Origin of the sequence: Guyparkeria hydrothermalis, assembly GCF_023555385.1 — a bacterium.
Lineage (GTDB): Bacteria > Pseudomonadota > Gammaproteobacteria > Halothiobacillales > Halothiobacillaceae > Guyparkeria > Guyparkeria hydrothermalis_A.
On the sequence record NZ_JAJSED010000001.1, the window covers coordinates 983,086 to 996,971 of the forward strand.

10 protein-coding genes are annotated in these 13,886 nt (G+C 67.0%); all 10 read right to left on the bottom strand.

What is annotated here, in order from left to right; genetic code table 11:
- Nucleotides 1–7 precede the first annotated feature (7 nt).
- The 10 genes from lpxK to LV476_RS04625 all read right to left on the bottom strand — a co-directional run bounded on the left by lpxK (nt 8) and on the right by LV476_RS04625 (nt 13,872).
- Nucleotides 8–1,027 carry a tetraacyldisaccharide 4'-kinase gene (gene lpxK, locus LV476_RS04580; RefSeq protein WP_250073884.1) on the bottom strand — a complete coding sequence of 340 codons (1,020 nt, stop codon included), beginning with the start codon at nt 1,025–1,027 and terminating at the stop codon, nt 8–10.
- Complete coding sequence (msbA, locus tag LV476_RS04585; RefSeq protein WP_250073886.1) at nt 1,027–2,826, bottom strand: lipid A export permease/ATP-binding protein MsbA; 1,800 nt, start codon at nt 2,824–2,826, stop codon at nt 1,027–1,029. The genes lpxK and msbA overlap by 1 nt, the downstream gene beginning before the upstream one ends.
- Entirely contained in the window at nt 2,826–3,224 is a 399-nt protein-coding gene (locus LV476_RS04590) for an ExbD/TolR family protein (protein ID WP_250073888.1), read from the bottom strand. The genes msbA and LV476_RS04590 overlap by 1 nt, the downstream gene beginning before the upstream one ends.
- Nucleotides 3,221–3,853 (bottom strand): MotA/TolQ/ExbB proton channel family protein, encoded by a 633-nt coding sequence (locus LV476_RS04595; protein ID WP_250073890.1) that lies wholly within the window; start codon nt 3,851–3,853, stop codon nt 3,221–3,223. Before LV476_RS04595 ends, LV476_RS04590 begins: the two co-directional genes overlap by 4 nt.
- 78 nt (nt 3,854–3,931) lie before the next feature.
- Complete coding sequence (locus LV476_RS04600; protein ID WP_250073891.1) at nt 3,932–5,644, bottom strand: DUF4139 domain-containing protein; 1,713 nt, start codon at nt 5,642–5,644, stop codon at nt 3,932–3,934.
- Nucleotides 5,637–6,725, bottom strand: a complete 1,089-nt coding sequence (locus LV476_RS04605) for a 3-deoxy-7-phosphoheptulonate synthase (RefSeq protein ID WP_250073894.1) — start codon at nt 6,723–6,725, stop codon at nt 5,637–5,639. The genes LV476_RS04600 and LV476_RS04605 overlap by 8 nt, the downstream gene beginning before the upstream one ends.
- Nucleotides 6,726–6,845: 120 nt before the next feature.
- Entirely contained in the window at nt 6,846–7,694 is an 849-nt protein-coding gene (locus LV476_RS04610; RefSeq protein WP_250073895.1) for a carbon-nitrogen hydrolase family protein, read from the bottom strand.
- The gene (locus tag LV476_RS04615) at nt 7,684–11,676 is read right to left on the bottom strand and encodes a YhdP family protein (protein ID WP_250073896.1); all 3,993 of its coding nucleotides are present in this window, start codon (nt 11,674–11,676) and stop codon (nt 7,684–7,686) included. Before LV476_RS04615 ends, LV476_RS04610 begins: the two co-directional genes overlap by 11 nt.
- Nucleotides 11,677–11,741: 65 nt before the next feature.
- Nucleotides 11,742–13,226 carry a ribonuclease G gene (gene rng / locus LV476_RS04620; protein ID WP_250073897.1) on the bottom strand — a complete coding sequence of 495 codons (1,485 nt, stop codon included), beginning with the start codon at nt 13,224–13,226 and terminating at the stop codon, nt 11,742–11,744.
- The gene (locus tag LV476_RS04625) at nt 13,219–13,872 is read right to left on the bottom strand and encodes a Maf family protein (RefSeq protein WP_250073898.1); all 654 of its coding nucleotides are present in this window, start codon (nt 13,870–13,872) and stop codon (nt 13,219–13,221) included. The genes rng and LV476_RS04625 overlap by 8 nt, the downstream gene beginning before the upstream one ends.
- Nucleotides 13,873–13,886: the final 14 nt, after the last annotated feature.

Genomic DNA, 13,886 nt, shown 5'->3' on the forward strand with positions numbered 1-13,886 from the left:
ATTCACGTCACCTTGTGGAATCTTCGGGATGGGAACGGCGTTCAGCCAGCATCTTCAGGGTCGCCTGCATCAGTTCGTCGGGCAGCTTGATGCCGCCTTGCACCACCAGGACCTGGCCGGGGCGGGTCGGCTGTTCGGGCCATTTGACCGCATCCTTCTGGGTCATGACAACCGGACGACCATCTGCCATCCAAGCACGCGCCTGCGCCGTCGTTGGCGCGGCATGGTCGTCCAGCGCACGTTTTGCGACCCGGGCGCCTCGCGCCTCGAGCATGGCGAAGAACCGATCGGGGTTGCCGATGCCGGCGACCGCGAGGACCGCCTTGCCCGCCAAGCTGGACACCGGCAGTTCACGGTCATCGAAGGCATCCACCAGTGCGGACGGCGCGAAATCGATCCGCCGGCCTTCAGGCACCAAGCCTGACAATATCGCGGCGGGCTCGCCACCATTGACCAAGACCGCGTCGACCTCGCCCAGCACGTCCGTCGATTCGCGCAGCGGGCCGGCAGGCAGACACCAGCCATTGCCCAGCCCACGTCGGCCGTCGACCACCACCCATTCGAGCGTGCGCGGGAGCCGGTGATGCTGGAGGCCATCGTCGCTGACGATCACGTCGACTTCCGGATAGCGGGCCAGCAACTGGTCGGCCGCCTGGCGTCGACGCGGGTGAACCACAACCGGGACGCCCGTCCGTCGGTGGATCAACCAGGGCTCGTCGCCGCAGCGGGACGGCTCTTTCGCCTCGGCGAGATCCACGGGCTCGATGCCTACCTTGACCCCGAACCCGCGGCTGATCACGCCCGGCGTGTACCCGGCCTCTCGCAACGCCTCAACCAGCGCCATGACGACCGGCGTCTTGCCGGTCCCCCCGACAGTGATATTGCCCACCACGATCACCGGGCAGGCAGGCTCCTCGCGGCTGGCGCGACGGCGCCGCCTGGCGGCCTCCGCGCACACCAGCCGACTTAACGGCCAGAGCAGGCGTGCCGTCAGACCGCGCCGTTGCCAGAATCCGGGGTAACGCATCAGTCTTCCGCCTGTTCGGCGAACTGGAGCCGATACAGTCCGGCATAGGCGCCGTCGGCAGCCAGCAGTTCGTCGTGACGACCCTGCTCGACGATGCGCCCCCCTTCCATGACGACGATCCGATCTGCGTGCTCGATGGTCGACAAGCGGTGCGCAATCACCAGCGTGGTCCGCCCCCGGGTCAGGTTTGCCAGCGCCCGCTGGATGTAGCCCTCCGAGCGCGTGTCGAGCGCCGAGGTAGCCTCGTCGAGCAACAGGATGGGGGCATCACGGTACAACGCCCGAGCAATGGCGATCCGCTGACGCTGCCCACCGGAGAGCAGCACGCCGTTCTCGCCGACGCTCGTCTCGAAACCCTCGGGCATCTGCTCGATGAATTCGTCGGCAAAAGCCGCCCGGGCCGCCTCGCGCACTCGTTCCAGGTCATAGTCAGCGCCGTCGGCGTAGCCGATGTTCGCCGCGATGCTCGCATTGAACAGCACCGTCTCCTGCGAGACATAGGCGAACTGGCGGCGCAGATCAGTCAGCGGCAGGTCATCGTGTGCGGTGTCGTCGAGCAGCACGCGCCCCGCCTGGATTTCGACGAATCGTGGCAGCACGCCCATCAGGCTCGACTTGCCTGCCCCGGACTGACCGACGAACGCCACCGTCTCACCGGCGGGAATATCGAGCGTGACCCCGCGCAGCACCCAGTCGCCGTCCTCGCGGCTCTCGGGGGCCGGGTCGCGGTAGCTCAGCCAGACGTCGTCGAAGCGGATACGGCCGCTGACGCGGTCCACCGGGGTGGCGCCTCGCTCGTTCTCGCGCGGCTCATCGAGCAGCGCGAACAGGCTCTCTCCGGCGGCGATGCCCTTCTGGATGATCGCGTTGAGATTGATCAGCCGCTTGGCCGGGGCGAGCGTCATGGCCAGGGCCGTGATGAACGAGACGAACGTACCAACGCTGATCTGCTCCATGCGCTCGCCGCTGGTGGCGAACCAGACCACGCCGGCCACGCCGATCGCCAGCACGAACTGGGTCAGCGGCGAAGAGGCGGCCTGCACCGCCTGCATCTTCATGAACGCGCGGAAGTTGCTCTGGTTCTGCCGATCGAAACGGGCGCTCTCGTAGTCCTCGCCACCGTAGAGCTTGACCACCCGATGCCCGGTGATGGTCTCCTCGGCGACGTGCGAGACCTGCCCCATCGACTCCTGGATACGCCGCGCGTAGCGACGGAACGCCCGCGAGATACCGGCGACCATCCCCACCAGCAACGGCAGCAGCACCAGGATGAACAGGGTCAACTGCCAGGAGAGATACAGCATCCAGACCAGCAGGCCGATCACGGTCACGCTGTCGCGAATGAGGATGGTCAGGGCCTTGGAAGCGGCCTCGGAGACCTGTTCGCTCTGGTAATTCAGGCGGGTGAGCACCTCGGTCGAGGGCACGCGATCGAAGTAGCGCGGCGGCAGATGCAGGACCTGGTCGAAGGTATCGCTGCGCAGATCACGGATTACCGACCGCCCCACCCAGGCCATGCCGTAGTTCGAGGCAAATTCACCGATCACGCGGAAGACGAACACGCCCAGCAGGGCAACCGGCATCCACGTGATAAGGGTCGGGTCGCGTTCGACGAAGCTGCCGTCGAGCAGTGGCTTCATCAGGGCGGCAAAGCCGACCTCCGAAAGCCCAGCCACCACCATGCCGACGATCGCGATCACCAGCACGCGCAGGTAGCGCCAGGTGTAGCCAAGCAGCCGCCGGTAGGTCTCCGTCCCGGCGACGTCGTGAGCTCGCTGTGTGAGCGATTCGGGATTCATCAGGGTGGCGTCGTCCCCATGCCGATCTTCTGGATGCCGGCGCGACGCGCATGATCCAGCACCGTCACCACACGCTGGTTGACGACCTGCGCGTCGGCCCACAGGACCACCGGTCGGCCATCTTCGGCAATCTCGGCCAGCACCACGGGCAGCTCCTGTTCACTGACCCGGTCGCCATCCACCGCGATCTCGCCACGTGCGTCGAGTTCGATCACGTGGTTCTCCAGTTCGGCGCGCTCCGCGCTGCCCGATTCGGACACCGGCAGATCGACCTTGAGCGTGCGGTCGTGAACAAAGGTGGTGGTGAGCATGAAGAAGATCAGCAGCATGAACACCACGTCGATCAGGGGGATCAGGTTGAGCTCGAGCGGCTCACGCGATCGCTGCCGGAAATTCATGCCGCGCGCCTCCGGCCCGCACCGGCGGGATGGATCATGTCGACCAGGCGAATCGCGTCGGCCTCCATGTCGATCACCAGCTCGTCGACCAGCCCGCGGAAGTAGCGATGGAAGATGAACGCCGGCACCGCCACCATGATGCCCGCCGCGGTGGTGATCAGCGCCTTGGCGATCCCGCCGGCAAGTAGCTCGGGTGCCACCGCACCGGCGCCGCTGTAGGAAGTGATTGCCTGAAACACGTCGATGATGCCGATCACCGTGCCGAGCAGGCCCAGCAGCGGCGAGATCAGCGCGATCGTGCCCAGGGTATTCAGGTAGCGCTCCATCTCGTGCGCCACGTGTCGCCCGGTGTCCTCGATGCGCACCCGCATGCTCTCGGCCGAGTGACTGCCCTCCAGCCCGGCGGCAAGGATGCGGCCCAGCGGCGAGGTGCGCGACAACTCGTCGAGCCGGCCGGGTGTGATACCGCCCTGCCCCTGCCAGGATTCGACCATCCCGACCGGGTCGCCTCCCATGATGCGACGGCGACGCAGTGTGTAAAGACGCTCGAAGATGATCGCCATGGCGATCACCGAAGCGATAATGATGGGCAGCATCATGCCGCCGCCAGCCAGAACCAGATCAAGCATGTTCTCGGTGGGCCCTCTTCCCTGGAAAAGTCGATTGGATGGTGTGGTTGAAACGAAAAACCGCGCCGTTCGGACGGATCAGAACGGCGTTATGCGCTTGTCCTCGGGCCAGCGGACCCGATAGGCGAAATCGATCTGCCACGGCTCGTTGGGCGCCAGCTTGCGCCGGTATGCCCAGACGCCCTTCTGGCCGTCGTAGCCACGCTCGACCGGCTTGGTGGTGTCGGTCAGCGGCTCGACCACGATGTCCGCGTCCAGTGCTGTCGGCAGACGCATCAGCACGGTCACGGGCACCGCCTGCTCGTGCCGGCTGGTGATGGCAATCTGTCGATGACGCTCAATCTGGCGGAACTTGCCGATCACGCCATGCTCCGCGCGCTGGTCTGGCGGACGGCTGTACTCGACTGCCAGGCGCGGGTCGACGCCAAAGCTTAGCTCCACCGGCTCCTCGGGCTTGAGCGCCGGGCGAGATATCCCCGCCTGCTGCTGGCCGTCGCGATAGACCTCCCAGCGCCCGGCCGGCAGCGGATGAACGATGTTCGGTTCGAACTCGCCCACCACCACGGCGTCACGGCTGGACTGCGGTGCGACGCGCAGCTCGATCGCGGCATCGAGCCGCTGGTCAAGCACCGCGAGATTCACGCCGCCCTCACCGCTCGGCACCGCCGACGGCTTGTTGATCGCAATCTCAGCGGCGAAGCCGGTGCGGTCCTCGACCCGGGTGCTCCCCGCCCCTGGCGCGCGCTCGGCGAGCATCGCCTGGGACTTGGCCAGCGGCCGTACGGGGCGGTCGGCCTCGGGGTCGATGAAACCGATGGTCAGCGGGGCCAGTTCCGGCACCGGATAAAAGCGACGCCGGTCGCTGGTGACGAGCGTCATCGGGACCGCCGGCCAGTCTTCCCCGGTCTGCTGGTGGACCCGCGCGGTCATACGCCAGTCCACGTGGGACTCGGTGGTGTCCAGTCGCGCCCGGTAGACCGGCTCCCAGCCGGCGTTCTCGACCCGGTACTCGAGCCGCAGGGCATCCTGTCCCGACTCAAGTCCACCGGGATCAGCGTTCAGCACCACGCCGACGCGCCATCCGGGCGCCTCGGCTTCCAGTTCGTCGAGTGCCTCACGCAGAGCCTGGATGTCCTCACGGATTGTCGCCTGCCGATCGAGCAAGTCGGCCCGCTCGCGGCTCAGGCGGTTCATAAGGCCGGCCACCGGGCCGTCCTCGCCCCACAGCACGTCCAGATCCGTCCGCTCAGGCACCAACGCGGCCAACTGGTCGCGCGCGATCCGGCGGCGCAGCGCATTTTCCTCGAGCTGGACCCCCACCTCACGGGCGTCGGCCTGCCGGGTTTCGAGGCGCTGTTCCAGGCGACGGTAATGCCGCGTTTCGCGGATCACCTCACGTTCCACGCGCACGCCCGCCTCGCTGTCGACCCGTGCGCCGTTGACGCGCAGAGACTCCGTATCAAGCCCGGCCGGCAGGCCTAGCACCCACAGACGGCCGCCCTGGTCGACCGAATCGAAACGGATACCGGCCGTGGATTCGCCTTTCGCGGCGGTCGCATCGGCGAGCTCGCCGACCGACAGGATGCGCGTTACCCAGGCACCTGCCGGCGCCACGGTCAGGCGGTCGATGGCCATGATGTGGCCATCGGCACTCTCGATCAGTGCCTGGATATCCGGCTCGGCGGGCGGTTCGGCAGCCAGCGGGGCGGAGAGCAGCGGCAAACACAGCCCGGCCAGCATCACCGCAAGGCGGTTGCGGCAACGGGCCCGTGCGCGGTGCCGTTCAGCCATGATCGGGCAGCTCGTCGAGCACACCGCCACCGGCGCGGCGGATGCGCACCGCCTCGGCCAGTCGATGGATGACGGCGCGGCTGTCGTCCCAGCCAATGCAGGCATCGGTGATGCTCTGGCCGTAGGTGAGCGACTTGCCCGAAACGACATCCTGACGCCCGGCGATCAGGTGACTCTCGATCATCGCGCCGACGATGCCGGCATTGCCGCCGGCAATCTGCCCGGCGACGTCTTCTGCCACTTGGATCTGGCGGGCGTGCTGCTTCTGACTGTTGGCGTGCGAGAAGTCGATCATCAGTCGCTCGGGCATCTCGGCCTGTCGCAGCTGCTCGAGTGCCTCGCTGACACTCGCGGCGTCGTAGTTCGTGGTCCGACCGCCGCGCAGGATGATGTGGCAGTCCGGATTGCCGCTGGTGGCGAAGATCGCCGAACGGCCGGCCTTGGTCACCGAGAGGAAGTGGTGCGGACGCCCCGAGGCGCGGATGGCATCTAGCGCCACGCGCAGGCCGCCGTCCGTGCCGTTCTTGAAGCCCACCGGGCAGGACAACCCCGAGGCCAGCTCGCGGTGGACCTGCGACTCGGTGGTCCGCGCACCGATCGCACCCCAGCTGATCGAGTCGGAAATGTACTGCGGGCTGATCAGGTCGAGGTACTCGGTCGCGGTAGGCACGCCCATGTCGGCCAGGTCGACCAGCAGGTGGCGCGCGACGCCCAGCCCCTTGTTGATGTTGAAGCTGCCGTCGAGGTCCGGGTCGTTGATCAGGCCCTTCCAGCCGACGGTGGTGCGCGGCTTTTCGAAATAGACCCGCATCACCAGGAAGATGTCTTCCTTGACCTCCTCGGCCAGCTCACGCAGGTGGGCGGCGTAGTCGCGCGCGGCGTCGACGTCGTGGATGGAGCATGGCCCCATCACCACCATCAGGCGGTCGTCGCGGCGCTCGAGAATGTTCTGGATGGTCCGGCGCGCATGATCCACCGTCTCCGCACCCTTCTCCGAGAGGACATATTCCGCCCGGAAGACCTCGGGCGGGGTCAGCTGATGGATCTCCTCGATACGCAGGTCGTCGGTCTGTACGGTCATCTTCGCTCAACTATTCCGTAGGAAAGCGCCGGATCGGCCATCAGGGCCACCCGGCGCGGGTAATCACGGCCACCATGGTAAAGGCCAAGCGCATTTTGCGCCATGGGCGACGGCGCGATCTCACTGCCCGTCGTCAAAGAGATCCGGCCGGTGCAGGCGACGAACCGGAAACCGTTCCCGCAAGCCGCGCAGCCACTCGTAGTCCAGCCGGGCGAAACGCACGCAGTCGGGTTCGTTGCCGGCATCGACCAGCACCTGCCCCCAGGGGTCGGCGACCAGGCTGTGGCCGTACGTCTCCCGACCGTCGGCGTGCCGGCCGACCTGGGCGGCGGCCACCAGCCACGCGCTGTTCTCGATCGCCCGGGCCCGCGTCAGCACATGCCAGTGCGCCTGGCCGGTCGTCCGCGTGAACGCCGAGGGCAGACAGAACCAGTCCGCCCCCTGACGAGCCAGTCGGGCGAACAGCTCCGGAAAGCGCAGGTCGAAACAGGTCGCCATGCCGAGCCGGCCGGCCGGGGTATCGACGAGCACCAGGCTGTCACCGGCACGGAACGTGGCCGACTCGCGATAGCTCTCGCCGTCCGGGAGCACCACGTCGAACAAGTGAATCTTGTCGTACTGGGCCACGACCTCGCCTTTTGCATCGATCACCAGACTGCGCGCTGCCACCTGAGAACCGTGCCCGCCCTCGGCTGGAACGGCAGGCAGCGTGCCCGCCACCAGCCAGATGCCGTGACGACGCGCCATGTCGCACAGCGACTCGATCGCGGCCGGGGTGTCACGCTCGGCCATGGCCACCAACTCGGCGGGATGTGCCGGCATCGCCAGCAGGTTCTCTGGCAGTACCGCAAGACAGGCCCCACCCTCGGCCGCCTCGGCGACCAGGCGCTCGACCACCGGCCGGTTCGCCGACCAGTCGGCCCTACCGTTCATCTGCACGACGGCGACTTCGGGACGTTCACTGTGCATCGGACTCTCCTCCCGTGACTTCCGGCAAGGCCGGGATACCGCCGCGCGTCACCTGCGGCTGATCGAAACTGCCACCAATGTGATAGGTCATCGACGGCTCCGGTGCCTCGTCAAGCTGCCTGAACGTTTCCTGCAGAGCCAGCACCGCACCACCAACCAGGGGCCCACCGGCCACCGTGCCGATCAGGGGCAGCAGCATGCCGAAATCGGCGTAGACGCGCGCGGTCAGATCGAGTTGCTGATCGACCAGGTTGACGTTGCCGTCGATCAGCGAGCGTATCGACGGGTTGGTCATTTCGAGCTTGTCCACCGTCAGGGTTCCCCGATCGAGCCGCCACTGCCCCTCCAGGCTCTCGAAATAGAGGCCCTCGCGGGTGACGTCACGGAAATCGAGCCGCAACCGGTCGGTCAGCGCCCCCAGACTCATGAGCCCGACTAGGCGGCCTGCCCCGGGATCAATTCCCTTGAGCTGACCTTCGTTGAGGGTGAACCGACCGTGCCCGGCCGCCCGCGACACGGCAAAGCTCGTCGGACTCCCCGGCCAGGAGATCGACAGGCTCCCCTCCTCGACCGTGCCACCCTGGATGGGCGAATCGCCGTGGATCGCCGCCAGTGCCTGACCGAACTCATCACCCTGGAGCATGAGGGACAGGCGAGTCTGCTGCCCGTCGGGGCCGGTGCCCACATTGTCCTCGACCCGACCGCTTCCGGAGACGGACAATGCCGGCACAGGCTGCCAGTCGATCCGGTCGATCCGGTAATCGCCACTGCCCTGGCGGGCCGATATCTCGAGCCGCCCCAGCATCATGTCGTCAACACTCAGATCACGGATCGCCAGCTCGGCGTCGGGCAACGACGCCAGCGGCCATGCCGCCGACGGGGTCGGTGGGGTTGGCAGCTTATCCGTCTCGCGGTGCAGCTTGAGCTGCTCGAAGCTGCCTTCCAGGCGGCCCGGCGATGCCGCCCCCTGCCCTGCCAGGCGAACCTCGCCACGATTCTCCTCACCGGAGACACCCAGCCACCAGCCGTCGCTCCGCGGCGAGAGGCCCAGACTCAGGTCCTCCAACCACCAGTCGCCGAGGCGCAACTGGCCCAGACGGGCATCGAGCCAGATGTCGGCGGGACCGCCGCCGGTCCCCCCGCTCGTCCCGCCGGACGGCCACTCCACGGACGACCACCAATCGATCCACGGCCCTACGGAGAGCGACGCCAGCGAGATGCCGACCCGATGGGAGGCATCCGCGCGCCCCTCGCCGACCGTACCGAGGTCGCGGTTGCCCACCCGGCTGCTGGACAGCGCCCCGTCGTCGGCGAAGTCCAACTCGGCCCGCCAGGTCTCGGTTCCCTCGATCCGGGCCGAGACGGCATCGACCCGGCCCCTGGCGATCGACAGATCCAGCCGCAGCGGCCAGCTAATGGACGAGGGCTTGTTCAACGGCGCCGGCAACCGGCTTTGCCAGCCGGTCAGCGCACTTTCGACCCGTACACCCACAGCACCCTCGCCGTGAGGCACATCGACCCGTACCCCGACATCGGTGATCCCGTCGATCGATCCGAATACCGCAGCGGCCAGTGGCGTTTCTCCGGACTCACCGAGGGACGAGCGCACAACCGCGGGTGACACACTGGTCTGGGCACGGATCCGGGTGCCCTGCACACCGTCCCGCGGGGCGACCTGGGCCCGGAACGGTCGGCCGAGGAACACACCCGACAGGTCGTCGGCGGAAAAGCGGGTATCGGTGAAGTGCAGATGCCCGGTGACATCGTTCAGCTCCAACCTACCGTCGGTGGTCGACAGGCGGTTCCCGGCGAAGGTGTACTGCCCGGTCGTGCTCGGCGGCGGCGAGCCGTCGCTCAGGCCGATCAGCAGGTCGAGCGAGAACCGGCCGTTCCCTTCCACCGACAACCAATCGAAGGACGAGGCACCCACCAGCGGCGTCTGTTCGAGCGTCGAGATCAGCGCCTCGAGGCTCTCTTCACGATCCACCGCCACCTGGAGTTTGGGGGCGTCGAGATCGAAGATGCTCACCCGGGAGTCGCCCACCGCCAGTTCGCCGAGCTGTCCCCGCTCGATATCGACGTGATACTGCTTGTTGACGAAGGCCATTTGGCCGCCGGAATCGGTCAGCGGCGGCCAGCCCGGGCGGTACGGCAGGGTCACGTCATCGAAGTCGAACACCACCGAGAAATAGCCACCGCCACTGGTGAATGGCGCCCGCGCGGGATCGCCATGGAAAATGAAGTGCCCGTCATCCACGCGCCCTTGCGCGCCCTCGCCCTCGAGCGCGCGGTCGAGCCAAGCAAGGGTTTCCGAGCCGATCACGTGACGCGGCAGGTAAGTCGGTGCCTCACGGGTGTCGTCCAGGTCGAAACCGGTATCAATGCCCAGATACCCGGGGCGGTCGTCGATGGCCTCGCGGTAGTAGAACCGCCCGGCCAGATCGAGGCTGCCCGAGTTAAGCACGAGGTCGGGGCTGTAAAGTGCCAGGCCCTGGCGATCGAACCAGTACAGCCGACCCTGGATGTGGTCGATCGGCACCGGCTCGCGGAACATGCCGGGCACGGCCAGAATCAGGTCCCGCTGGTCGACCTGAGCCAACCAGCCGCCCGGCTGCCGATACAAGGTGAGGTCCGCGCCCCCTCGGCCTGAGCGGGTACCGATGACCGGCCGCAGCGGCACACCGGTGGTATTACCGAAATCGCGCAGGTTGAGGAACCCCTCGACCAGACGCCCGCCCTCGAACCGCAGGCGTACGTCGCGGGCCTGCCCACGGGGGACGTTCTGGTCGAGAAGATCGAGGAAATCGGCGGGCAACGGAGCGGCCGCCAGCCAGACGGCGAGGTGGCCGAGATCGGCATGATTGGTGGCAAACCGCAGTTCCTGCCCGCGATTCTTCAGGCGCACGAATTCGGTGGGCAGCATCGCCCCTTCTACCGGGCGAATCCGGACCGCCTCGGCGTCCAGATCCCAGCCGTCCGCGACGCGCGACCATGCCATCGTGGTCGACACCTCGCTCAGAGCCGCCTGCTGCGACTTGCCGCCCAGAAATGCTTCGCGTGTCACCGCCAGGTCCTGGATATCGGCCTGCAGGGTGATGCCCTGTAGCCGGCTGTCGCGCCAGTCGAGCCAGAGCCGCCCGTTGAGCGTGCCCGAGTCCACCCGCGGCATGCCGACCTCGCAACGTATCGGGTCATTGTCGCCGGGACAGCCACCGAGACTGCGTTGGACCGTTGGGCCACCGTAGCGGCCAAGGGTGCGCTGCACCTCGGGCAGACGCCAGTCGTCCACCCGCACGAACAACGACACGTCGCTCTGCTCGCCAAAATTGCCGGAGCCGGCAAAGTGCATGGCCTCCTCGCTGATACCGCTGAGACGGGCGGTCCCCGAGGCGCGCCATTGGCTGCGATCCAGCTCGGCGGCCAGGCTGAAGGTGAGGCGATCGCGCCGACCGGCGGGGTCGCGGAATTCGACCACGGCATTACGCACCGAGACGTGGCCGAGACGGGCAAGCTGGTCCTCGACCTGTGCCCAGGACACCCGCTGGCCGGTGACACCGGGGCGCGGTTCGAGGGACAGGTCCGCCACCGACCAGCTATCGGCTCCCCGGATCAGGGTGAAACGCGGCGCATCGAGAGTGATCTTGTCTGCAACGAGGCGACGCTCGAGCAGGCTGCGCCACCAGGCCAGCCCCAGGGCCAGGGAATCGGCGCGGGGACCGGCATCGACACGTACGTCCTGGAGGATGACCTGGGGCTGGTAGCCCTGCCAGCGCAGATCGAGTTTGCCGAAGCGAACCGGCACGTCGAGCTGTTCGCTGACCATCGCCTCGAAGTCGGGCTGGTAACGCTCCACCCAGGGCAGCAGAGCGCGGGAGGCAGCGCTTACCACGGCCACCAGGACCAGCAGCAGGGCACCCACCGTCAACAGGCGACGCAACGCCAGGCGAAGACGGCGTTCCCGTTTTGCGCTGCTGTTTCCCATCACCTGGCCACTCCACGTACGCCTGCCAGCACCTCGGTCCCGGCCGCTTGGCCGGCGACGCCCAATCACATCAGGACGATATCGTACTGCTCGGGCTGATAGTGCAGATCAATCTGGAGTTTAAGCGGAACGTCGGTGAATTCCTGCAGTTCAGCCAGCGAGGTCGAGTCTTCTTCGCGCAGGCGGTCGATCACCGAGGCACTGGCTATCACCAGCATCGACTTGGGTCGATACTGGCGCGCATCCCGGGTGACCTCGCGGAAGATCTCGTAGCAGATGGTCTCGGCGGTCTTGACCGACCCGCGCCCGGCGCAGATCGGGCAGGTTTCGCAGAGCACGTGCTCGAGCGACTCGCGGGTGCGCTTGCGCGTCATCTCAACGAGACCAAGGCTGGAGACGTCGCAGACCTTGGTGCGGGCATGATCGCGCTCCAGCGCTCGGTTGAGCGCCTGGTGGACCTGAACGCGGTGCTCGGGCTCGGCCATGTCGATGAAGTCGATGATGATGATCCCGCCGAGGTTGCGCAGGCGCAGCTGCCGGGCGATCGACGCGGCCGCCTCGAGATTGGTCTTGAAGATCGTCTCCTCGAGGGTCTTGTGACCGACGAAGGCACCGGTATTCACGTCGATGGTGGTCATCGCCTCGGTCTGGTCGATGACGATGTAGCCGCCCGACTTGAGTGCCACACGTTTCTCCAGCGCGCGCTGGATCTCTTCCTCGATGTTGTGCAACTCGAAGATCGGCCGCTCACCCGGGTAGTGCTCGACGATCGGCAGGATGTCCGGAACCATCTCCTCGGCGAAAGAAATGGCCCGGTGATAGGTCTCGCGCGAATCGATGCGGATCTTCTCGACGAACTGGCCGAGCGTATCGCGCAGCGTGCGCAGCGCCAGCGGCAGGTCCTCGTAGACCAACCCTGGGTCGGTCATCTGCTGGCGACGCTCGGCGAGGTTGCTCCACAGCCGGCGCAGAAAGCGGTAGTCGTGACGCAGTTGCTCGTCCTCGACGCCCTCGGCCGCCGTGCGCAGGATCAGGCCGCCGACGCCCTCGAGCGAGCCCTCTTCCTCGAGAATGATCTCGGTCAGGGTGGTCTTGAGGCGCTCGCGCTCGTTCTTGTCTTCAATGCGGCTGGAGACACCGATGTTGCGCCCGTTGGGGACATAGACGAGATAGCGCGAGGGAATGGTGATCTCGGTGGTCAGGCGGGCGCCCTTGGTACCGATGGGGTCCTTGATCACCTGCACCAGCACGTTCTGCCCCGTGCGTAGCAGCGTGTCGATCGAGGGCGTGGCCGATTCGAGCTCGGTGTCCGGATCGTCCATCTTCAGCTCGACGTCGGAGACGTGCAGAAAGGCCGCGCGCTCCTCGCCAATATCGATGAAGGCGGCCTCCATGCCGGGCAGCACGCGGGTGACGCGGCCACGGTAGATGTTGCCGACCATCCCGCGCGAGCGCGAACGCTCGATATTGATCTCCTGGAGCACCCCGTTTTCGACCATCGCGATACGGGTCTCCTGCGGGGTGATGTTGATCAGGACTTCTTCACTCATTGCTGAATTCTCGTTGTATTCCTTGTTCGCCCCGATCCATCCATGCCGGACGGATACCGAATGCCGCAAGCAGTCTACGCGTGGCAGCCAGCGGCAGACCGACCACCGCGCTGCAGTCGCCCTCGACCGCCTCGACGAAGCTGCCGGCAAGCCCCTGCAGGCCGTAGCCGCCGGCCTTATCGAGCGGCTCCCCGGTCGCCACGTAAGCGCGGATTTCCTCCGAGGACAGGCGAGCCAGCCGTAGCCGACTACTGACCAACGCCTCGCGGCGCTCCTCCCCGTCGCCGACGGCGACGGCGGTCGTAATCTGGTGCCACCCTCCGGCCAGATCGGCCAGCATGCGCTCGGCGTCATTCGCATCGGCCGGTTTGCCCAACGGTCGTCCATCCGACCCGGAGACTAGGGTATCGGCGGCCAGCAGGACCGCTCCCTCCGGCAGATCAGGGCCTGCCAGTGCAGCAGCCAACTTGGCCCGCGCCAGTCGGCTTGCGCCCTGCTCGGCCGACTCGGTCGACCCAAGCGATTCGTTCACCGGACTAACCGGCCGCGCCCGGCCGGCAATGACGAACCCGGCCTGCTCGAGCAACTCGCGGCGCCGCGGCGAACCGCTGGCCAGCCAGAGCGTGGGCGAATGGGTCGGGGTCATGATTCCATTCTAAC